The following is a 20,841-nucleotide window of genomic DNA, read 5'->3' on the forward strand; positions in this document are numbered from 1 at the left end:
CCGGTCCGGAGCGGCGGGGACGGGCGCGGCCCCGGCACTCCGGGGTGCCGGGGCCGCCGGACGGGTGTGCTGGGTCAGTGGGAGGGCGAGGTCAGGGAGAAGCGGGCGAGCAGGTCGCGGCCGCGTTCGGCGCTGCGCGGTTCGGACAGCAGCTCGTACCGGTCCGCCACGATCTGCGTGTGCGACACGAACATGCGCCTGCCGCCCATGGCCGCGTAGCCCATGGCCGCGAACGCCGTGCCGGCGGCCACGCCGGCGAACAGCCCCGCGAGGATCGACCCGAGCATCCCGCCCGGGGTGAGCACCCCCAGCACGACTCCGATGAGCAGGCCGAACCACATGCCCGACAGGGCCGCCGATCCCAGCACCCGCGCCCGGGTCAGCCGTCCGGTGACCCGCTCCACCACGCGGGTTCCGGTCCCCACGACGGTGAGGTCCTCGACCGGGAAGTCGGTGGCGGCCAGGTGGTCGACGGCGCGCTGCGCCTCGGCGTAGGTGGGGTAGGACCCGATCGACCACCCCGTGGGCGGGGCGGGCAGGGCCCGAGGGTCGGGGGAGAACATGTGCGCCTCCTCGTACGGGTACGTGGCCGCCGGACCGCCCCCGCAGGGGTCCGGAGGCCGGGAAGCCCGGGGTCCGTAGGACGGACGGGCCCCGGGCCGGGGACGGAGATCCCTGTGCCGCGGGAACCTTTCCGGACGGGTGCGCGGTCCGCGAGGTCCTCTACCCGTGAGAACGGGCCTGCGCCGGCTGCCGTTCCCTTACTTGAGTCGTTCTAACTCAACTCTAAAGAAGAGGGCGGGAGGGATGCCCGGCCTGCGGTTTCCCGCGGTTTCCCGGGGGCCGTGCCGGTGGCCGACCCCGCCCGGGGCGGCGGCGTCGTACCGGTGAGGTGCGGTCGGAGGTCCCGCGCCCGCACCGCATCCTCTCCTCCCCGGCGTCGGCGCGGCCCTTGCCGCGGCCGTCATCGGGGCCGTCGCCGTCCTCGCCGGACCGATCGCCACCCGTGCCGCCGTCCGTGTCGCCGTCGAGGCGCCCGAGCCACCGGGCCGCCGGGTTCCCAGGCCCCCGACCACCGTTCCGTCGACCGGGAGGAGGCCGTCCGGCTCCTTCCGGCGTGGCGCACCGCATGCTGCCCGCAGCCGGTCGACGGACGGCTCCGGGGGCGTGCGCGGGTCAGGGGCGAGGAGTGCGGGCACGTCCCGGGGAGACCTGGGCGGTGACGGCGGCGAGCACGGCGTCGGCGGTCTGTCCGGCGGTACGGGAGCCGTCGACGGGCAGCTCGGTGAGGCGGAGCCGCTCGGCCTCGGCGCGCATGAGCTCCTGGAAGCGCAGGGTGCGGGCGAGGAACGCGTCGATGAGGTGCCGTTCCTCCGGGGAGGCGGTGGAGCGGCCGGAACCGGCGTGCACGCGCTCGCGCAGCAGGTCGTCGGGCGCGGTGAGCCATACGGCCCCCGTGTGCGGGGAGGCGAGGCCCGCGACCCGGGTCGGCCACAGTGCCGACCCCTCCAGCACCAGGCCGGGACCGCCGCCGGAGGCGTGTTCGGCGACGGTCGCCTCGATGCGCGGCCACAGGCGCTCGTAGTGGGCGAGGACGGAGTCGATCAGCCCGTCCAGGGGCAGGGTGCCGTAGTGCTCGGCGACGTGCGGCGGCACCTCCCGGTCGGGTGTCCGCCAGGGGCGGCCGGGGTGCCGGGCGAGGTGGTCGGTGGCGGCGTGGGAGAAGCCGAGCCGCCCGGCGAGCGCCTGGGCGGCGGTGGACTTTCCGGTGTGGGAGGTGCCGCCGATGAGGATGACCCGGATGTCGCGCATGCCTCCGACCCTAGCCACCGGAGGCTTTTCCGGGCCCGGGGCCGGTCGCCCGGGCGCCTCCGGAGGCCGACACGGGGTGAGGGGGTAGGGGGACCTTCCGCCGCAGAGGCGGTGTGACAGGAGTGCCCCCGCCGGGCGGGGGCACTCGTTGTCCGGGGCATCCGGGCGGAGGCGTCCCGGGTCAGTCGAAGAGGTCCTCGGCGCGGTCGACGTCCAGGGCCCTGTCCAGCCAGGAGTTGAGGGTGTCGAGGTCGCGGCAGGACAGGATGCGGTCACGGACCTGGTCGGAGACGGTCCGCCCGCGCTTGTTCAGGACGCGCAGCACGCTGGTGGCGACACCCTCCTCTCGGCCCTCCTCGCGGCCCTCCTCGCGGCCGAGGCCGACGTACTTACGGGCGAAGTCGCTCTGCCATTCGTAGGTCTCCACGGACATCAAGCCCTCCAGCTCCTTACGGGCCGCCTCGTTGAGGCCGGCCAGCACATAGTCATAGTAGAACGGACGGTTCTTCTCACCGGCGGAATCCAGCGCCTCGACCAGTGCCTTCAGCACCCGGCCGTCGTGCTCGCCGTGCGCGTGCGCGGACAGCACCGCGAGTTCGGGCAGGGCGCGGGCCTGCTCCGGGTCGACCACGACCGGCATGGTGTCGGGGCCGATCACCAGAGGACGCAGCACGAGCCCGGGATGGCCGGTCTCGACGGGTTGTGCGCACCAGCGGGCGGTCGCCTCGTCCGGGCACAGCACGATCAGTACCGTCGGGCACTCCAGGCGCCCGTACAGGGTGGCGAGGTAGGCGAGCCAGCTGAAGCGCTTGCGGTCGTCACGGCGGTGCTGGCGTTCCACGGCCACGGCCAGGGCGGGTCGGTGACCGTCGCGGAGCAGGACCGCCCCGTCGGCGTTCCACTCCTTGGGGTCGCAGTTGGTCAGGACCGATGAGGTCAGCACTGCCTCGGTGTGGTGGGGGACCGGGTACCCGAGGGCTTCGCGCAGCAGCACGGGGACGGTCTCCGGCCTGTTCTGGATCAGCCGGAGCGGGATCTCATGGGATCGACTCGGCATGGGACTCCTTTGTCGTTTGCGGAGGGAGGGCGGCCGAGGGGCCGGGCGCGGGAGGACGCCCGGCTCCGCGGTCACCGGCTTCGGCGGACGCCGCCCGGGAGGGGGAACGCCGCCCGGGTGTGGTGGCCCGGGAGACGTCCCCAGGCTGTGGACAACTTTTCGACGAGCAGCAGACCGCTCCCTCCCTCGGCGTCGGCCCGCTCGTCGGAGGTGCGGGGACGGGGACCGGTCGGCGTTCCGTCGCCGAGCTGGTGATCGGTGAGCCCCGGTCCGCGGAATCCGCCACGGTGGCGCGGGGTGCTGATGGTCCGCTCGGTTCCCGCCCGATGCTCCAGCGGGCGAGGCGGACCCGGGTCTCGGCCTCGAAGCGGTCGGCGGGGTGCTCGCTGCGACGGCGCTCGTGGTCTGCGCAGTAGGGCCTGGCCGGCTCGATGCCGGAGGCGTCGAAGGCGGTGCCCGACGGGGCCGGACGCAGTTCGGAACGGGTGGGGGCCTCGCTTTCCCGGCGCGTGCGGAGGGCGGAGCGCCGGGCCGGGGGCGGGTTCTCGGCGTAGCGGCGGACACGCCCGGACCTGTGGCGGAAGCCGAAGAGGGCGGGCCGCGTGTGACGGCTTCGGGAAGGGGAGAACGGCGCTCCCGCCATACGCGGGACACGGCCGAGGAGCGCGGCACTAGACTGGCTCACGCTGACATTTCTTGGGTTGAAGGTTTCTACTGCCGGCCACGACCTCGGACGTTTCTCAGGCGTCGCGGGGTCACTGCCGTATGAGGACATGTGAAGTTGTTTCGGCAGAAGGCTATAGCCGGATCAGGGGTGGATGCCGCCCGATCGGCAATGTTTTTCGGGGCCGTGTCGGAATCGCGTTCCCGCAGGTCGGCGAAGTGTGGGAAAGTGTCCGAACTTTCTTAGTATTGATTGGCTTATGTCCGAAATGTGATTCCCTGGGTCGGACAAGAAAAAAGGCCGACCGGGGGGAGCCGGTCGGCCGTTGAGCGGGGGTTGAAACCTAGGAGACCCGAGGCTTCAGGCTGTGGAGGAACGCGGCCCAGGCGTCGGTTCTGATGTCGAGGTGGCCCAGGGAGCGGTTCTGGGTGTCACGGACAAGGACGAGAGGCCCTTCGGCGACCTCGACGCAACCGCCTTCGGCGGCGCTGTGACTGCTCTTGCGCCGGTTCTCCACGGCGATCCTCTCGCTCGGGTTCAGGCGTGGAGCTTCACGCCTCGGAGGAAGGACGCCCACGCTTCGGCGGAGTAGTCGATGTGCCCGAGGGGGCGGTTCTGGGTGTCCCGAACGAGGACGTCCAGCCCCTCAGCCACCTCCACGCAGCTGCCTTGAGCTGCGCTGTAGCTGCTCTTGTGCCATGGCAGCTGGCCGAGTTCGTGCCTGCTCTTCAATGCTTTCCCTGACCTTCCTGACATATTCAACGCTGGCCCTCATCGGCAGTGCTTCGGCTTGCAGGAGCCCAAAGATGGTCATGCACTTCTGCACGGTCTCTTGGTCGTCGATGAGCACCTCGCCGCTTGCATACTCGGCAGAGGCCAGCGGTGGAGTGTCGGAGAAGGTGTAGATCCGGAACGGGCCAGCGGCTCCGGGGTGGTACAGGGTCCTCGGGGGTGTGACCTGGAAGCGGATCTTGCCTTCCTCGACAAGGTGCAGCACCCAGTCCAGCTGGGCGATTTGGGTAGTTTCGTCCCCCATGACGAGGTCTAGGACGAACGCCTCTACCACGATAGACACTAGCGGAGGGTGGTCCCTCACGAGTATCTCTTGCCTCTTTTGCCTCGCCAGCACCATCTCTTCCACCTCTTCGTTGGTGGCCCATGGTGCGGTGTGCTGGATGGTGGTGCGGGCGTATTCGGGTGTCTGGATCAGGCCGGGGAAGATCTGGGACTGGTACTCCCGGAGCTCGGTTGATTTCTGCTCCAGCTTCGGAACCTTTTTGTACCAGGGTGGGATGGTTTCGGTTTCCTGGCTTCTCTCCCATGCGCGGACCAGTTGGCCGTTCGCCTTGAGCGCCTGGTCGAGCCGGAACACCTGTTCCTCGCTCATGCCGCGCTTGCCGTTCTCCCAGGCGGACACATGTGCGGCAACCACGTTGGCGTAAGGCGCGAGCTCCGCCTGGGTCAGCTTGGCCGCGCGGCGGAGGGCTTTGAGCTCCTTGCCCACCTTGGCCCATTCGGGCTTGCGGCGATCGGTCATTCGTCACCTGTCCGAGTGAGGGGGGAAACCGGGGATAACCACGATGCAACGCACTCTCAACCGCCCGCAACCGATTCGCCGAAATGTTGTCCCTGTGGTTGATTCACTGGCCTTTCACCGAACGGCTCCCCCAAGGTGTTCTCACGAAGGCGCACGGTAACCGAAAGGGTCTTTGTACCCTTGTCGGTTCTTCTGGGTGGTTCTTGGCGTCGTCGGACAACGATGCGGAAGGCGGAAGCGCACAAGATGGGATCGGTGACCCGCATGGAACCCCGCCGAGAGCGGAACACTGCCTCCAGCGACGACGTCGAGGAGCTGGTACCCCGTCCGCCGAGTCCGGCGCCACCCGGACCCGTACCGCTGCCGCGCCGCACCGTGGACCCGCGCGACCGGGTCGCGATCCTCGTCGACGTCGAGAGCGGGGAACTGGGGCACTCGATCACGGTCCCCGGGACCCCCGAGCAGACAGGGGCTCTGCGCCGACAGATGGCGGCGCTGGCGCTGCTGCCCGAGGCACAGAACGATGTCCTCCAGTGCCTGGTCAGCGAGCTGTTCACCAACGCCGTCCGGCACACGCGCAGCGGGCGGCCCGGCGGCAGGGTCGCCGTGACGCTGCACCGGCTGCGCGGACGGGTGCAGGTCAGGGTGACCGACGAGGGGGTGCACGGCGACTGCTCCGGAACCCCGCACGTGCGGGAACAGGACCTGGACCGCGAAGGCGGGTTCGGGCTGAGGCTGGTCGCCCTGCAGGCGGACAGGTGGGGGGTCCTGTCCGAGGGCGGTCGGACCACGGTCTGGTTCGAGCTGGATCGCGGGTGATCCCTGCGATGAGCTGGAACCGCGCCGACGACGGCGAACAGTACGAGGCGGCCCGGCGGCTCAACGCCGAGGCGGGCCCGATGTGGACGGTGATGTGGGCTCCGGCCATGCGTGCGTACGTGGCTTTCTACCGGGGGACGGCCGAGGTCCGCTGGCAGGGCGCGTCCACGGAGGAGGAGCTGATGGGGCGCCTGCGGGACGCCGAGCGGAGGGCCGGTGCGGGCACGGGGAGGCCGCGGTCCCCGGAGGCGGCCGGGGAGCGTGGCGGCCCGCGGACCGTCGGCGCACACCGCCGTCGACCGGTGCCGGCTGCGGAGCCGGTCCCCGCGGTGCGCACACCGGCACCGCAGCCGGGCCCGTCTGCGACAACGGTGGCGGCCGGCGACCCCGGCGCCCCGTCCCCGGTGCCCCCCGGCGGGGTCCCCGTGTCCGCGGCCGCCGCTCTGCGCACCGGCTCCGGAACCGCCCCCGTTCGTACCGGTACCGGCCCCGAGGCCACACCGACCATCTCCGGTTTCGGAAGCGTTCCCGAGCGCCCCGACGGGGTCCTCGGCCATCCCACTTCGCACACCGGCCCCGGTGGTGTCCCCGTGTCCGCGGCCGCCACCCCGCCCATCGGCATCGGGGACGCCGGGTCGCGCCCCGGCAACGGTCCCGGAACCGGGTCCGGCCGCACTCATGACGGCCGGGAACCCGCTCCTGGACCGGCCGCTCCCGACGCGGGAGGCGCCGCAGCGCACCCCGGCGCTGGTTCCGGGCATGCCGCGTCCCGCACCGGTACAGGCCACGGCGGTGCCCCGGCGCCCGAGGCCTCCGCCGCGCGCCTGGGAGTCGAGGGGGGTCCCACGCATCCCGGTGTCGGTTCCGGGCCGGCCTTCCCGCGCGCCGGTACCGGCCCCACGGTCGTGCCCGTGCCGGCGCCCGCGGGCCCCGCCGTGCGCGCCGCCATCGGCACCGGCCCGGACCTGCACATCGCGACCGCGCGGCTGCGGGGCCCGCGTACCGTGGCCCGGCCGGTGGTGATCCCGGGGGAGCCCCTGGCGGACGGGTACTGGAACTGCCCGGCGCAGGGGTGCTCGTGGTCCTCGGTCAACCCCATGGCACACCCGTGCCCCGTGGGCGGCCGGTCCCGGAGCCGGGAGCAGAGCCCTCCCCGTGTGCGCGCGGAGCCCGAGGCCGTGGGCCTCCCGCACGGAGGTCCGGCATCGTGAGAGGCGAGCCCGCGTCGCTGTACGAGGCGATGCTCATGCTGCAGGAGAGACAGAACGCGGCCCGGGGCGCACGCCGGGAGGCGGGCGTGCGGACGACCGGGTGGGAGTGGCCGATCGGGCAGCCGACCCTGGGCGAGGTCATCGCCTCCCTGGAGATGGTGTACGACCTGGCGGAGGGCACCGCGGAGGACGCGGAGGCGATCCTCCGCCTGGTGCGCACCCTGCGCGCCCTCCACACCGAGCCCGTTCCGCATTCGGCGATCGACCACCTCCATCCCGTTCACCGGTGACGCCTGCCGCTTCTACCGCCCTTCGGTCCAGCCCGTCCCCTTGCCGATCGCTGAGCAGCCCTGTGAGCCGGGCCGACCCGGCCGGCCCCGCCTGTTCCGCCGCTGCCACCGCTGCCACCGCTGCCGCCGGTCGATCGTCCGGACGGCCTGGCCGGCCCTCCTCCCAGGCGCTCGGCTCCGTCCCCGACGCAGGCCCGGTAGCGCCTCGGCGCAGGGGTGTGTCCGGCTCTCTCTGCGACCGGTCTCGCCCCGAGTCCGGTGCCGCCTGGTCGGCTGCGGGGTTCGAGCGTGTCCGGGGAGCCGACCGTGGCCCTCACCGGGGCCGCCCGCCGGGGGCCGCGTGTGTCCGGCTCGCCCGGCGGCCGACCTCGCCCGTGGCCGGTGCCGCCTGGCCGACTGCGGCGGACCGGGTGTGTCCGGAGAGCCGGCCGTGCCCGGCAGGACCGCCGGGCCCCTGCTCAGGACGTGGCTGGTCGGGTGGTGGCCCAGCGGCGGAGCTCGTCGGCCAGGGCGACCGGCGCGTCCAGCTGGATCAGGTGCCCGGCCTCCGGGATCAGCGACAGCGTGCTGCCCGGGATCGCCGCCTGCAGCCGGTGCGCGCGGTCGACCGGAATCCACGCGTCCTCCGTCCCCCACACGATGTGCACCGGGCACGGCAGCTTCGCCAGACGCGGCTCCAGTTCCTCCGTGAACCGCTCGTCCGCCTGGGCGATCTGCCGGTAGAACGCCGCCTTGCCCTCCTCGCCCAGCCACGGGCCGACCAGCATGTCGAGGTCCTCACCGCGCAGCCCCCGATGGGACGCACCGGCGATGTAGGCGCGCACCGCCCCCTCGTGCACGGCTTCCGGGAGCTGTGCGAACACCGCCGCGTTCTCCCGCACCAGTCGGAAGAAGGCGGACCCCCACGGCCGCAGCGCCACCACGTCCACCAGGCACAGCCCCCGGTACACGGCACCGTGCAGGAGCGCCGCGCGCAGCGAGACGGCCCCGCCGTAGTCGTGGGCGATGACGTGTGGGCGGTCCAGCTCCCAGTGGTCCAGGAGCGCCGCGAAGGCCTCCCCCTGCACCCCCAGGTCGACCGGGTGCTCCGCGTTCTTCCCGGAGGCGCCGTAACCCGGCATGTCCCACAGGTACACGGTGAAGTCGCGGGACAGCGCGTCCGCGAACGGCGACCACAGGCGAGAGGACCACGGCGTGCCGTGGCACAGCACCAGGGGCGGGCCCTCGCCCCGCCGCCCCCAGGCGATCCGGTGTCCGTGCCATGTGAATACCTCGGTGACGTCCATGGTTCCAGGGTGCCGGAGATCGGGGGCGGGGAGCGGTTGTCCACAGGGTGGATCCGAAAGGACCGGTCTTCCGGGGCGGCCGCCGAAAACGGTTGGACACCGGCCCCGGGGCGGAGGGTAGGTTCGGGCCGTGTCCTCTCCCGAAGCGTCCAGACACGTGCCGCCGGTCCGCCGGTAGGCACGTGACGCCGCCGACGCCCCTCGCCGTCGGCCGAGATCCCGGACCCCCGCCGCGGGGTCCGTCTCCCATGCGCTCGTGAACTCCGGCGGTGCCGCGCGCCCGCGTTCCCTTCACACGACGCTCTCGGGAGACACCCGTGCCGTTTCTGCTGTACATGCTCGCCCTCGCGGTCTTCGCGCAGGGCACCTCGGAGTTCATGCTCGCCGGGCTGCTGCCCGCGATCTCCGCCGACCTGGGCGTTCCCATCCCGCAGGCGGGGCTGCTGACATCGTCCTTCGCCGTCGGCATGGTGGTCGGCGCGCCCCTGATGGCCGCGCTGGGCCGCCGGTGGCCGCCGCGGTGGACCCTGACCGGGCTCCTCGGCCTGTTCACCGCCGCCCACGTCGTGGGCGCCCTCACCGGCGACTTCGCCGTCCTGCTCGCCACCCGGGTGGTCGCCGCCCTGGCCAACGCCGGGTTCCTGGCGGTCGCCCTGGCCGTGGTCGCCGCCGTGGTCCCCGCCGGCCTGCGGGCCCGCGGACTGGCGGTGGTGCTCGGCGGAACCACCCTGGCACTGGTCGCCGGAGTCCCGCTGGGGGCGCTCCTGGGCGCCGGACTCGGGTGGCGCTCGACTCTGTGGGCGGTGGCCGCGGTGTCGGTGCCCGCGCTCGTCGCGGTGCTCGCCGCCACCCCGGACCGGGTCGACGGATCCGGGCCGGACGCGGCACCGGAGCGCGGCGACCCCGCGGTTCGCAGCGCCCGGTCCCGGGCCGGGGCGCCGGGGCCGGGCGCCGAGTTCGCGGTGCTCGGCCGCCGCGGGCTCCAGGTGGTCCTGCTGCTCGCCGTGCTCGTCAACGGGGCGACGTTCTGCGTGTTCACCTACCTGGCGCCGCTGGTGACGGACACGGCCGGGCTCTCCCCTGCCGTGGTGCCGGTGGTGCTGGCGCTCTTCGGGGTCGGGGCCTTCGCCGGGATCCGGGTGTCGGGCGGCCTCGCGGACCGGCACTGGCGGCCGCTGCTCGTCCGGGGCGGGTGCGCGCTGCCCGTCGGGTGGGCCCTGCTGGCCGCCGCGGCGGCGCACCCGGCGGCGGTGGTGGTCCTGGCCCCGCTCCAGGGTGCGCTGTCGTTCGCCGTGGGCGGCACCCTCATCGCGCGCATCATGGCGAACGCGGCGGGTGCGCCCACCATGGGCGGTTCGTTCGCGACGGCGGCACTCAACCTGGGCGCGGCCGCCGGGCCGGTGCTGGGCGGGATGGCCTTCGCCGCGACCGGGGCGCACGGCCCGGTGCTGGTGGCGGCGGCGCTGGCGCTCGCCGCACTGGCGGCGGGCGGTGTCCACGCGCTGGCCGCCGGCCGGGCGGCCGGCGCGGCGGCACCCGACGACGTCCGCGGCTGAGGCCGAGGGCGGCCGTCCACAGCCTGTGAACAACGGGACGGGGGCGGGGAGGGTGGGCGAGTATGGATTCGGGGGGAGTGCGTCCCGGCGCAGGCGGAGTGCGAGTCCCCCGAATCCATGGTCCGCCCCCGCCCCGCCACACGCCACCCGCGCCTCGCCGCCTGTGGACAGCGACCAGGCTCCGGTCCGTGCGACGTCGACCCCTGTCCGCACGCGACCCGGCTCCACATCCGAACGGTCCGCCGTCGGCTGCGCGACCGGCTCCGAGCCCCTCGGGGGCGCGGCGCCGTCCCTGCGCGGTCCGGCTCCGCCTGCGCGACCGGCCCCGTCCGGGCGGCCGGCTCCGGGGGTGGCGCTCCGCGGCCGCCGGTGGCCCGGCCCGGTCTCCGTGCGGTCCGGCTCCGTGTGCGGACGGCCAGAGTCCGTCCGGGGCGCCGCGCAGTCCGGGCCCGGCCCGGACCCTCCCCGGCGCCCGGGCCCCGGGGAATGTCCGGGCCGGGCGATAAGGTGCGGGGAACGCCCGCCGCCGAGTCCGTCGAGGGAGCCATCCATGGCCGGGACCGTCCTCAGCACCCGCGCGCTGAACCGGGCCACACTCGACCGGCAGCTCCTCCTCTCCCGCACGCGCCTGCCCGCGGCCGACGTGGTCACGCACCTGGTCGGCCTCCAGGCCCAGACCACCCACACCTGGTACCTGGGCCTGGAGAACCGCATCGAGGACCTCGACCCCCACCGGGTGGGCGGCATCCTCACCGACGGCGGCCTCGTCCGGGTCACCCTCATGCGCGGCACCATCCACCTGGTCACCCCGCAGGACTGCCGTTTCCTGCGCGCCACCGTGCAGCCCGCCATCGACCGCGGGTTCTCCGGCAGCAGTCACGGCCAGGCCACCCGCGGCATGGACCTCGACGCCGTCGCCCGGGCCGGGTACAAGCTCCTCCTCGACCGCCCGATGACCCCGCGCGAACTGGGCGAAGGCCTGGTCGAGCAGTGGCCGCAGGTGTCCGGCGACCACCTCGCGCAGGCGGTCAAGGACCGGATCCCCCTGGTGCAGATCCCCCCGCGCGGGGTGTGGGGCGCCACCGGGGCGCCCGCGTTCGCGCCCGCGGACACCTGGACCGGGCTGGCCATGGACGCCGAACCCGACCCCGAGGGCCTGGTGCTGCGCTACCTGGCGGCGTTCGGCCCGGCCGGTGTCAAGGACTTCCAGGCGTGGTCCTCGCTCACCCGGTACGCGTCGGTCTTCGCCGGGCTGCGCGACCGCCTCGTGGAACTGCGGGCCGAGGACGGCAGCGTCCTGTTCGACCTCCCCGGCGCGCCCCGGCCCGGGGAGGACGTCGACGCCCCCGTCCGGTTCCTCTACGACTTCGACAACGTCCTGCGCGGCCACGCCGACCGGAGCCGGGTGCTGCCGCACGCCCACCGGTCGCTGCTGGCCTCCCGCAACGGCATGCCCCCGGGAACGGTCCTGGTGGACGGGTTCGTGCGCGCCTCCTGGAAGGTGGTGCGCCCCAAGGGGTCCGCGCCCCTTCTGGAGGTCTCCCTGTTCGAGCCCGTCAGCGCCGCGGACCGCGACGCGGTCGCCGCCGAGGGCGAGCGCACCCTGGCTTTCCTGGAGCCCGAGGGGCGCGGGATCCGGTTCGTCGAACCCTGATCCGTGCACGGATCCCAGGCCGGTATCACCCGTCCGTTCCGAGTAAAAGCGCCCTGATGTGGACGTATGTATCCGGACCACGGACAATACGGGGTGATATGGAAGGATTCTCGGGTGACTGAAGAGTTCCGTGCCGCGTTCCAACGTGTGCTCGATACCGCCGCCGAGCAGGCTCCCGGGTTTCCCGCGGCCGTGCACGACGTCTTCCGGCTCTCCTCGCAGGTCCCGCAGGAGGAGCTGACGTCCGCCATGGAGGCGCTGGCCCCCGTGCTGTCCGACTGCGAGTCCGCCGCCGGTATCGCCGCCGACCTCGCGGTCCTGGCCGGCGCGCTGGTGGAGGCCGGGGCGCCCGCCGGGCAGGTGGGGCTCGAAGTGCTGCGCCAGCTCGGCAGTTACGGGCAGGCCGCGGTCGCGTTCATGCACGCCTGGGACAAGACCGGCGGGGGCGCTCCGCCGCACCCGGGCGAGGTGGGCGAGGCCGAGGAGCAGCGGGTCGAGGAGGTCCTGGGCGAGAACGCGCCCCTGGCCACCGTCGGCTGGTGGACCTGCCTGCGGTACGGACTCGCGGCCAAGGCCATGCTCGGTGACGCCGGGGTGCGGGCGGCCGTGCGCGCCGACTCCGGCGCCCTGGAGGGGCTGAGCCAGATCGTGCACGCCCTGTCCACCCGGCTGCCCGAGTTCACCGAGGTCGGCGAGCTTCTGCGGATGGCCGAGGCGGACACGGTGCTGGTGCTGGACCGCGCCTCCTGGCGGGGGTTCCGGATCCGCTTCGACGGCATCGGGGACAACTTCCAGCTGCACACCCTGCTGGCCGACGCGCTCATCGGCAAGGAGGGGCGGCGCCTGCCGGGCTCCCGCCCGGACCCGCGCTGGACGGCGGCCTGCCTGGCCGGCGCCCCGGACCCGCTGGCGGACGTGGTGCGCGGCGAATGGGACCTGGTGGGCGGGGACGGCACCTGGGTCGGCAACGAGGCGTGCCCGGCCGACATCCCCTTCGTCGACGGGGAGCGGGTGCTGGTGCTGGAGCCGCAGAGCCTCGCCCACTCGTGGCGGGCGGGGCGCCGCCACCCGCACATCCCGGGCAGCGTGACGGTCGTCGAGGAGCTGCACCCGGACGAGGCCGCCTCGTGGTGGTCGCGGATGCACCCCGCCGGGTCGGTACGCCACCCGCTGGCGCCCGCCATCGAACACGGGGACACCGGCGCGCACCGGCCGCCCCGGCACTTCGGGGTGGCGGCGCACTTCGAGGAGGTCGACTCGGGGCCGCTGTCGTCGACGTTCCCGGCACTGGACCCGGAGGTGGAGGCCGATCCGTCGGGGGACTCCTCGCAGGAGGTGCCGCCGGACGGGCCGTGGTCGGAGGCCTATCCGCGCGAGGCGGTGGGGTGGGCGGACGAGCCCGCCTCCGAGCCGGAACCGCCGCCGGCCGTCTCCGACCCCGGGCCGTGGGCGGCCTCCTCCGGTCAGGAACCGCCGCCGGTCGCCTCCGGGCCGGAACCCTGGCCGATCGTCTCCGAGCCCGGACCCTGGCCGATCGCTTCCGGGCAGGATCCGTGGACGGCCGACCCGGAGCCCGAGCCCTGGGCCGCTTTCCGGCAGGAGCCCGGAACCCGCGGGTACATCCCGCCCGACGACGGCCGGCCGCCGGGCGCGCACCTGATGCCGCCGCTGCCGCCGGGGGTGTCGGACAGCTGGGCGTGGGCGCCGGGCTGGAAGTGGCCGCCCCCGCCCGGGGCGGTACCCGGGGCCTGACCGGCCGGGCGCATACGCGCGGCCCGCTCCGCGGGCCGCGCCGCCGCGCTTTCGCCGGCCGGCCCGGCGGGACCGGGAAGGCCGGTCGGCGGGGGCGCGGCGGCGTGCGCGCCCTCCCGCGCCCCTTTCCGTGCGGTTTCCCGTGAGGCCTCCGCGTCCTCCCGCTGCCGCCCGCACCTCTTTCCGCGCGCTTCCCGCGTTCCTTCCCGTGCGCCTTTCCCCGCGCCTTCCCCCGTCCGCACCCGGGCCCCTTCCGACACGCCGGACCGGGGGGTGCGTCCGGGCGCGGGGGTGCGCGGACGAACGTGCGGGTCCGGCCGGGGGACCGGCACGGAACCCGTGATCTCCCACAGGGAGCGCCGACCCGACTAGGCTGGCGTTCGGCAATCCGACACCCCGGCAGGCCGACCGCGCTGGGTGAGTCACGAGCACACTCAAGGAGATCCCGTCATGGGACAGCGACACTTCGATCTGGTGGTTCTCGGCGCGGGCCCGGGCGGCTACGTCGCCGCGATCCGGGCCGCCCAGCTCGGCCTCAACACCGCCGTCATCGAGGAGAAGTACTGGGGCGGCGTCTGCCTCAACGTGGGCTGCATCCCCTCCAAGGCCCTGCTCCGCAACGCCGAGCTGGCCCACCTCTTCAACAACGAGGCCGACTTCTTCGGCATCAAGGTGGACGGCAAGGTCGAGTTCGACTACGGCAAGGCGTTCAGCCGCAGCCGCGAGGTCGCGGACGGCCGCGTCAAGGGCGTCCACTTCCTCATGAAGAAGAACAAGATCACCGAGATCGACGGCCGGGGCACGTTCGTCGACGACCACACCATCGAGGTCGCGGGCGGCGACGGCTCCAGCGAGACCGTCACCTTCGACAACGCGGTGATCGCCGCCGGCTCCTCCACCAAGCTGCTGCCCGGCACGCAGCTGTCCGAGCGGGTCGTCACCTACGAGGAGCAGATCCTCGAGTCCGAGCTCCCCGGCAGCATCATCATCGCCGGTGCGGGCGCCATCGGCGTGGAGTTCGCCTACGTCCTGGCCAACTACGGTGTGGACGTCACCATCGTCGAGTTCCTCGACCGCATCGTCCCGCTGGAGGACGAGGAGGTCTCCAAGGAGCTCTCCCGCGCCTACAAGAAGCTCGGCGTCAAGGTCCTCACCTCCACCCGCGTGGAGAGCGTCGAGGACACCGGTGACAACGTCAAGGTCACCGTCACGACCACCGAGGGCTCCCAGCAGGTGCTGGAGGCCGACAAGCTGCTCCAGGCCATCGGGTTCGCGCCGAACGTCGAGGGCTACGGCCTGGAGAAGACCGGGGTGGAGCTCACCGAGCGCGGTGCCATCGCCATCGACGGCCGGGGCCGCACCAACGTCCCGCACATCTTCGCGATCGGCGACGTCACCGCCAAGCTGATGCTGGCGCACACCGCCGAGGCCATGGGCATCGTCGCGGTGGAGACCATCGCCGGGGCCGAGACCCAGGAGATCGACTACAAGTTCATCCCGCGCGCCACCTACTGCCAGCCGCAGATCGCGAGCTTCGGCTACACCGAGGCCGAGGCCCGCGAGGCCGGGTTCGACGTGCAGGTCGCCAAGTTCCCGTTCATGGCCAACGGCAAGGCGCACGGCGTCGGCGACAGCCGCGGGTTCGTCAAGGTCCTCTCCGACGCCAAGTACGGGGAGATCCTGGGCGCCCACATGATCGGCCCCGACGTCACCGAGCTATTGCCGGAGCTGACCCTGGCCCAGCAGTGGGACCTGACGGTCCACGAGGTGTCCCGCAACATCCACGCCCACCCGACGCTGAGCGAGGCCGTCAAGGAGGCCGTGCACGGCCTGTCCGGGCACATGATCAACTTCTAGCCGCCCTCGGGGGCGCGGAGTCCCCGGAGGATCCGGCGGAGGGCGTCGGGACCGGTGCGGCACCGGTTCCCGGCGCCCTCCTTCGCGTTCCGGGAGCCGGCCCGGCCCGGCGTCGCGCGCTTGACATGACGTCATCGATGACTTCAGCATGATGTCATGGACCTGATGCCGTATGTCGACGAACTCCGCCGCCAGCTCCTGGTGGCCGCCGAAGCCGGGGACGGGGAGACCCGGCTCATCGCCGAGCGCCTCAGCGCGGCGCTGGAGCCCTCCGCACGGCTGACCCTGCTGGAAGCCCTGTCCGCCGCCATGGACGAGGTCACCCGGGACCTCGCGCCCGGCTCCGTCGAGGTCCGGCTGCGCGGGCGGCGGATCGACTTCATCGTGACGTCACCCGGGTTCGGGGACGACGAGCAGGGCGGGACCGGACCGGTACCGCTCCACCCGGGTGAGGCGTCGGAGGGCGGGCGGGCCCCCGTCGGCGACCACGGAGCGGAGGCCGATGAGGGCGGTACCGCGCGGATCACCCTGCGCCTGCCCGAACGCCTCAAGCCGCGGGTCGAGGACGCGGCCCGCCGCGAGGGCCTGTCGGTCAACGCCTGGCTCGTGCGCGCCGTGTCCGCCGCGCTCGACGGCGGCGGGCCCCGGCCCGACACCCGGGCGCGCCAGGTCGGCCGCGGCTACACCGGCTGGGTCCGCTGACCGCACCCCGCGGATCCCACCACCGCGTCTCCCCAGCGGAGACGACCACCAGCGCCGTAACAGGGAGACAGCCATGCCCGTTTTCGACACCCCCGAGCCGATCACCGCCGACATAGGCCTGGTCGCCGGAGCCCTCCAGGTCGCCGCCGGCGACGGGTCCGAGACCGTCGTCGAGGTCCGTCCGCGCGTCGCCGACAGGGAGAGCGACGTACGCGCCGCCGAGCAGGTCGAGGTCTCCTACGCCGACGGCCACCTCACCGTGACCGACCCCCCCCAGGGCTCGGGACTGGGCCGCCTGCTCCGCAACGGCCTGGTGGACATCGCCGTCGAACTGCCCGCGGGGTCGCGCCTGCGCGTCACGAGCGGCTACGGCAACGTCCGCTGCACCGGCACCCTGGGCCCGTCCGACATCACCGTCTCCAGCGGGAACATCACGGCGCACCGCATCGCGGGCGGCGCCGGGCTCACCACGGCGCACGGCTGGATCCGCGTGCGGGAGATCGACGGCTCGGCCGTGGTCAAGTCCACGACCGGCGGCATCACCATCGGCGAGGTGACCGGGGACTTCCGGGCGAACTCCGCGCACGGCGAGATCAGCGTCGACCGGGCCCTGTCGTCCGTCACGGCGCGCACCACCTACGGCAACATCCGGCTCGGCCGGGTGGGCGAGGACGGCGTCGACACGGAGACCTCCTACGGCGAGATCGAGATCGGCGTGCCCGAGGGCACCGCCACCTGGTTCGACGCGCTCTCCGGCAAGGGGGCCGTGCGCAGCTCCCTGGAGGCGGCGGAGGCCCCCGCGCCCACCGAGCGGACCCTCCGGGTGCGCGCCCGCAGCGTCCACGGCGACATCACCCTCCACCGGGCCTGACCCGGGAGGGGCGCCGCGGCCCGCCGTCCGTGCCGCCCCGGACGGCGGGCCGCCGTCCGGGGCGGCCTCGTCCGTTGTGCCGGACCGGTGGCGGACTTGCTAAGTTTCCCTGTGTCCCCCGCCGGAACCGTCCCCTTTCGTCCGGCGCCCTTCCGAACATCGAGAGCCACCCATGCGACTGATCCCGTCCTCCCCCCTGTCGTGCCTGGGCACGGCCGCCGTCGCCGCCGTGATCGGCGGATTCGTCCTGGTCGGCTGTGACGTCGTCGCGTTCGACGAGTTCGACACGGACTTCAGCCTCTTCTCCGGGGACGAGGAGGCGTCCCCGAGCCCGGAGGCGAGCGCCGAGCCGAGCCCGGAGGGCGAGGAGGAGCCGGAGGAGACCGCGCGGTACGCACTGCCGGAGTCGTGCGCGGAGGCGGGCGCCGCGGAGGTCGTCGGGGACCTGGCGCCGGGGACGGTGCTGGCCGAGGACCGCGGCGAGGTCGAGGGGTTCGCCGACGCGGAGCAGCTGACCTGCTCGTTCAGCGACGGCACCGGGGCGCCGGGCGCCGCCACGTTCACGCTGGTGTTCACCCTCAACGTCGACCCGAGCCTGAGCCCCGACGTGGTGGCGGTGCCGGGCGCGGAGGAGGAGATGAACTGGGAGGTGGACATCGACGTGGACGTCGACACCTACCACACGGACGAGGCCGACTCCCTGGGCGGCGACCTCGAGTACGTGGGCACTGTGGACGGCAGGACCCGCCACCTGTACCTGTCGCTGCCGGGCGAGCTGTACGTGACGGCGATCGCGTACGGCGAGGAGGTGCCGCGCGAGGACCTGGAGCGCGTGGTGATGCTGGCGGCGGAGCGGGTGCGCGGCTGACCCCGGTCCCGGGGACCGGAACACGGAAGTCGAGGCCGTCGGCGCGGTGCCGGCGGCCTCCGCCGTGCCCGGGGCGGGATCCCGGCGGTGCCGCGTCCGGCGGCGGGTGGACGCGGTGCTCCCCGCCGTGTCCGGACGGGCGTGCCGACCGGCCGAGCGGCGGCCCCGGGGCGCCGTCCGGGCCGTCCGGTCGGGTGCGTGGAGACCGGTGCGGAGGCGGTCCGCGGCGGCGGGGGCGCGGGCCCTGTGGCCGGGCGGGGATGCGCTCGGGGCCGACCGGCCGGTCAGTCCCGGTCGAGCAGCCGGGCGCAGCGGATCAGGCCCAGGTGGGAGTACGCCTGCGGGTGGTTGCCCAGGGCGCGCTCGCTCACCGGGTCGAACTCCTCCGGCAGCAGCCCGGTCGGGCCCGCGCAGTCCACCAGGTGCGCGAACAGCTCCTCGGCCTCCGCGCGCCGCCCGGTGGCCAGGTAGGCCTCGATCAGCCAGGTGGTGCACAGGTGGAAGCCGCCCTCGCCGCCGGGCAGGCCGTCGTCGCGGTGGTAGCGGTACACGGTCGGGCCGTTGCGCAGCTCGGCCTCGATCGCGGTCACCGTCGCCTGGAAGCGCTCGTCGGACGGGTCGATCAGTCCCGACAGGCCGATGTGCAGCGAGGCCGCGTCCAGGTCGGTGCCGTCGTAGGCGGTGGTGAAGGCCTGGGCCTGATCGTTCCAGCCCCTGGTGACGACCTCGGTGGCGATCTGCTCCCGCAGCGGCTCCCAGGACGGGTCCGGGGTGCGGCCGTGCTCGGCGGCCAGGGTGAGGGCGCGGTCGAGGGTGACCCAGCACATGACCTTGGAGTACACGCGCTGGCGGGGCTCGTCGCGCTCCTCCCAGATGCCGTGGTCGGGCTCGTGCCAGCGGCGGGCCACGGCGTGGGCCATGTCCTGGACCAGGTGCCAGTCCCGGTCGGCCAGGGTGCCGCGGGCCCGGGTCAGGTGGGCGATGAGCTCGACGACCGGCCCGAACACGTCCAGCTGGACCTGGTGGTCGGCGAGGTTGCCCACCCGGACCGGGCGCGAGCCCGCGTAGCCGGACAGGGACTCGATGACCTCCTCGGGGCCCAGGTCGGTGCCGCGCAGCGAGTACAGGGGCTTGAGGAGCTCGGGGCCGGGCAGGGTCTCCACGACCCGGTGCACCCAGTCCAGGAACGCCTCGGCCTCGGTGGTGGAGCCCAGGTCGACCAGGGCCTGGACGGTCAGGGCGCCGTCGCGCAGCCAGCAGTACCGGTAGTCCCAGTTGCGGATCCCGCCGATCTCCTCGGGCAGGGAGGTGGTGGCCGCGGCCATGACCCCGCCGCCGGGCGTGCACAGCCCGCGCAGGGTCAGCGCCGAACGCGCCACCAGGCGCTTCTCGGTCTCGGGCAGGTCCAGGCCGTTCAGCCACCGCGACCACTCGCGCTCGCCGCTGCTGCGGCGCTCGGCCTCGGGCAGGGCGGACGCGGCCAGGGAGTCGGTGCCGCAGCGCAGCTCCAGCACCACGGGGCGCTCGGAGGTGGGCTGCACGGTGGCGTAGGCGATGTCGTCGACGCCGTCGTGGTCGATGCGCCAGGCCACCCCGGGGGAGTGCAGGGCGATCGGGAACTCGGCGCCCTCGACGATCAGTCCGTCGTCCTTGGGGGTGATGCGCACCGGGGCCCGGCCGAAGTCGGGACGGGGGGCGAACTCCACCACCGCGGGGGTGGTGCCGGTGATCACCCGGACCAGGTCGGTGCGGCCCGGGTCGGTGGCCTCGGCCAGGTAGTCGATGACCTCCAGCCGGGAGAAGCGGGTGCGCACCGTCATGGTGTCGCGCTCGTACCGCTGGCCCAGGGGCAGGCCCCGGTGGGCCGGGGAGATCGCGAACACGCCCGCGCTGCGCCCGCCCAGGAGCTCGGCGAACAGGGCGGGGGAGTCGGGTTCGGGGTGGCACAGCCACAGCAGCCGGGCGTCGGGGCCCACCAGGGCGACCGAGGCCTGGTTGGAGAGCAGGGACATGCGCTCGATGGGCGTGGGGCGCTCGCCGAACACCCAGGAGCGGCGCTCGGCGGCCAGCAGGGCCAGCAGCTGGGCGGCGGAGGGGGTGTCGGCGACCCGGTGGGCGGCCACGGAGGGCTCGGTGGTGTCGCCGACCCGGATCCCGGCGTCGGCCCCGGTCAGGTGCAGGAACACGGGCTCCTCGCCGTCCCCGCCGCCCATGTACAGCACCGCGGTGGCCTCGACCTGGCCGCGCAGCACCTCCAGCGCCTCGGCCTTGCCGTGCGCGGAGGGGTCCAGGGTCAGGTCGGTGTCGAACTCGGTGCCGTGCGCGCCCACCAGGCGGACCTCGGCGGGCAGGCGGGACAGGGCGGCCAGGTCGCGCAGGGGCCGGGCGGAGATGACCGCGCACACCGTGCCGGGCAGCTCGGCCAGCTCGCGCAGGGCGCGCACCGCCTCGGGCAGGGGGCGGCGGTCGGGGTGCGCGTCGGCGTCCAGGGGTGCCAGGGCGCCGTCGTAGTCACAGGCGACCAGCAGACGGGAGGTCCGGGCCAGCGCGGACACGCGGCGCCGCACATCGGTGGCCAAGGGCTCGGGGGTCACTCCGATGGGCTGCTCCGGCATGTCCGGAACCGCGTCCACCGCCTGGGTGAGCGTCACTGTGCCTCCTCCGCTGGTCCACGCAACGACCTGGGGAAATGGGTGATCTGTAGGACTCCGCGCGCATACATCCGGTTCACGTTGATTGGTGTGGAAAACGTAGAACCCGGGGCTTGTGGCACGGGTGGGGCTTCGGGGGACTTGGAACAGATCTCAGGAACTTTTAACGCGGATGTGGATGAAAGGGATCGCGCGCAGCGTCAAGATCCGGTCTCCCGGAAGTCAACGCGAGACTACCTGCGGTCTGTTGCCCC

Annotated in this window: 18 protein-coding genes; 10 read left to right on the top strand and 8 right to left on the bottom strand. The window is 73.7% G+C overall.

The features are described 5' to 3' along the window. Positions 1 to 74 precede the first annotated feature (74 nt). The 6 genes from ACSUPR_RS16965 to ACSUPR_RS16990 form a co-directional block, all read right to left on the bottom strand. On the bottom strand, positions 75 to 563 hold the full coding sequence (locus ACSUPR_RS16965) for a general stress protein (RefSeq protein WP_436885579.1): 489 nt from the start codon (positions 561 to 563) through the stop codon (positions 75 to 77). Between the two features lie 613 nt (positions 564 to 1,176). Continuing rightward, positions 1,177 to 1,812, bottom strand: a complete 636-nt coding sequence (locus ACSUPR_RS16970; protein WP_436885580.1) for a hypothetical protein — start codon at positions 1,810 to 1,812, stop codon at positions 1,177 to 1,179. A 181-nt stretch (positions 1,813 to 1,993) separates the two neighbouring features. Further along, positions 1,994 to 2,869 carry a hypothetical protein gene (locus ACSUPR_RS16975; protein ID WP_436885581.1) on the bottom strand — a complete coding sequence of 292 codons (876 nt, stop codon included), beginning with the start codon at positions 2,867 to 2,869 and terminating at the stop codon, positions 1,994 to 1,996. 1,007 nt (positions 2,870 to 3,876) lie between these two features. Beyond that, positions 3,877 to 4,110 (bottom strand): DUF397 domain-containing protein, encoded by a 234-nt coding sequence (locus tag ACSUPR_RS16980; RefSeq protein WP_436885582.1) that lies wholly within the window; start codon positions 4,108 to 4,110, stop codon positions 3,877 to 3,879. Next, the gene (locus ACSUPR_RS16985) at positions 4,071 to 4,193 is read right to left on the bottom strand and encodes a DUF397 domain-containing protein (protein ID WP_436885583.1); all 123 of its coding nucleotides are present in this window, start codon (positions 4,191 to 4,193) and stop codon (positions 4,071 to 4,073) included. Before ACSUPR_RS16985 ends, ACSUPR_RS16980 begins: the two co-directional genes overlap by 40 nt. Continuing rightward, on the bottom strand, positions 4,180 to 5,070 hold the full coding sequence (locus ACSUPR_RS16990) for a helix-turn-helix domain-containing protein (protein ID WP_436885584.1): 891 nt from the start codon (positions 5,068 to 5,070) through the stop codon (positions 4,180 to 4,182). Before ACSUPR_RS16990 ends, ACSUPR_RS16985 begins: the two co-directional genes overlap by 14 nt. Before the next feature lie 264 nt (positions 5,071 to 5,334). Here ACSUPR_RS16990 and ACSUPR_RS16995 point away from each other — a divergent pair, with 264 nt between their 5' ends. From ACSUPR_RS16995 to ACSUPR_RS17005, 3 genes are all read left to right on the top strand, one after another. After that, entirely contained in the window at positions 5,335 to 5,889 is a 555-nt protein-coding gene (locus tag ACSUPR_RS16995; RefSeq protein ID WP_436892042.1) for an ATP-binding protein, read from the top strand. A 911-nt stretch (positions 5,890 to 6,800) separates the two neighbouring features. After that, entirely contained in the window at positions 6,801 to 7,100 is a 300-nt protein-coding gene (locus tag ACSUPR_RS17000; RefSeq protein ID WP_436885585.1) for a hypothetical protein, read from the top strand. Beyond that, positions 7,097 to 7,390 carry a hypothetical protein gene (locus ACSUPR_RS17005; RefSeq protein WP_436885586.1) on the top strand — a complete coding sequence of 98 codons (294 nt, stop codon included), beginning with the start codon at positions 7,097 to 7,099 and terminating at the stop codon, positions 7,388 to 7,390. Before ACSUPR_RS17000 ends, ACSUPR_RS17005 begins: the two co-directional genes overlap by 4 nt. Before the next feature lie 458 nt (positions 7,391 to 7,848). On the opposite strand, the gene ACSUPR_RS17010 is transcribed toward ACSUPR_RS17005, so the two are convergent. After that, on the bottom strand, positions 7,849 to 8,676 hold the full coding sequence (locus tag ACSUPR_RS17010) for an alpha/beta fold hydrolase (protein ID WP_436885587.1): 828 nt from the start codon (positions 8,674 to 8,676) through the stop codon (positions 7,849 to 7,851). A 317-nt stretch (positions 8,677 to 8,993) separates the two neighbouring features. On the opposite strand from ACSUPR_RS17010, the gene ACSUPR_RS17015 reads away from it, so the two are divergent. The 7 genes from ACSUPR_RS17015 (at position 8,994) to ACSUPR_RS17045 (ending at position 17,936) form a co-directional block, all read left to right on the top strand. After that, entirely contained in the window at positions 8,994 to 10,232 is a 1,239-nt protein-coding gene (locus ACSUPR_RS17015; protein ID WP_436885588.1) for a Cmx/CmrA family chloramphenicol efflux MFS transporter, read from the top strand. 550 nt (positions 10,233 to 10,782) lie between these two features. Continuing rightward, positions 10,783 to 11,886 carry a winged helix DNA-binding domain-containing protein gene (locus tag ACSUPR_RS17020; RefSeq protein ID WP_436885589.1) on the top strand — a complete coding sequence of 368 codons (1,104 nt, stop codon included), beginning with the start codon at positions 10,783 to 10,785 and terminating at the stop codon, positions 11,884 to 11,886. Between the two features lie 114 nt (positions 11,887 to 12,000). Then, positions 12,001 to 13,638, top strand: coding sequence for a hypothetical protein (locus ACSUPR_RS17025; RefSeq protein ID WP_436885590.1), 1,638 nt, complete (start codon positions 12,001 to 12,003; stop codon positions 13,636 to 13,638). A 450-nt stretch (positions 13,639 to 14,088) separates the two neighbouring features. Further along, complete coding sequence (lpdA, locus tag ACSUPR_RS17030) at positions 14,089 to 15,495, top strand: dihydrolipoyl dehydrogenase (RefSeq protein WP_436885591.1); 1,407 nt, start codon at positions 14,089 to 14,091, stop codon at positions 15,493 to 15,495. Positions 15,496 to 15,651: 156 nt separating this feature from the next. Further along, on the top strand, positions 15,652 to 16,197 hold the full coding sequence (locus tag ACSUPR_RS17035; RefSeq protein ID WP_436885592.1) for a histidine kinase: 546 nt from the start codon (positions 15,652 to 15,654) through the stop codon (positions 16,195 to 16,197). A gap of 73 nt (positions 16,198 to 16,270) precedes the next feature. Beyond that, the gene (locus tag ACSUPR_RS17040; RefSeq protein WP_436885593.1) at positions 16,271 to 17,068 is read left to right on the top strand and encodes a DUF4097 family beta strand repeat-containing protein; all 798 of its coding nucleotides are present in this window, start codon (positions 16,271 to 16,273) and stop codon (positions 17,066 to 17,068) included. Positions 17,069 to 17,240: 172 nt separating this feature from the next. Continuing rightward, a complete protein-coding gene (locus ACSUPR_RS17045) occupies positions 17,241 to 17,936 on the top strand; it encodes a hypothetical protein (RefSeq protein ID WP_436885594.1) in 696 nt (231 codons plus the stop codon). Positions 17,937 to 18,220: 284 nt separating this feature from the next. On the opposite strand, the gene ACSUPR_RS17050 is transcribed toward ACSUPR_RS17045, so the two are convergent. Continuing rightward, a complete protein-coding gene (locus ACSUPR_RS17050) occupies positions 18,221 to 20,587 on the bottom strand; it encodes a trehalase-like domain-containing protein (protein ID WP_436885595.1) in 2,367 nt (788 codons plus the stop codon). Between the last annotated feature and the right edge of the window lie 254 nt (positions 20,588 to 20,841).

It is taken from the genome of Nocardiopsis dassonvillei, assembly GCF_964273065.1.
GTDB lineage: Bacteria > Actinomycetota > Actinomycetes > Streptosporangiales > Streptosporangiaceae > Nocardiopsis > Nocardiopsis dassonvillei_B.

Excerpts from the sequence above, each read along its gene's own strand:
- ACSUPR_RS17040 (WP_436885593.1), top strand. The coding sequence starts at position 16,271 with ATGCCCGTTTTCGACACCCCCGAGCCGATCACCGCCGACATAGGCCTG.
- ACSUPR_RS16975 (WP_436885581.1), bottom strand. The coding sequence starts at position 2,869 with ATGCCGAGTCGATCCCATGAGATCCCGCTCCGGCTGATCCAGAACAGG.
- ACSUPR_RS16995 (WP_436892042.1), top strand. The coding sequence starts at position 5,335 with ATGGAACCCCGCCGAGAGCGGAACACTGCCTCCAGCGACGACGTCGAG.
- ACSUPR_RS16965 (WP_436885579.1), bottom strand. The coding sequence starts at position 563 with ATGTTCTCCCCCGACCCTCGGGCCCTGCCCGCCCCGCCCACGGGGTGG.
- ACSUPR_RS17045 (WP_436885594.1), top strand. The coding sequence starts at position 17,241 with ATGCGACTGATCCCGTCCTCCCCCCTGTCGTGCCTGGGCACGGCCGCC.
- ACSUPR_RS17010 (WP_436885587.1), bottom strand. The coding sequence starts at position 8,676 with ATGGACGTCACCGAGGTATTCACATGGCACGGACACCGGATCGCCTGG.
- ACSUPR_RS16990 (WP_436885584.1), bottom strand. The coding sequence starts at position 5,070 with ATGACCGATCGCCGCAAGCCCGAATGGGCCAAGGTGGGCAAGGAGCTC.
- ACSUPR_RS17035 (WP_436885592.1), top strand. The coding sequence starts at position 15,652 with ATGGACCTGATGCCGTATGTCGACGAACTCCGCCGCCAGCTCCTGGTG.
- ACSUPR_RS17020 (WP_436885589.1), top strand. The coding sequence starts at position 10,783 with ATGGCCGGGACCGTCCTCAGCACCCGCGCGCTGAACCGGGCCACACTC.
- ACSUPR_RS16970 (WP_436885580.1), bottom strand. The coding sequence starts at position 1,812 with ATGCGCGACATCCGGGTCATCCTCATCGGCGGCACCTCCCACACCGGA.
- lpdA (WP_436885591.1), top strand. The coding sequence starts at position 14,089 with ATGGGACAGCGACACTTCGATCTGGTGGTTCTCGGCGCGGGCCCGGGC.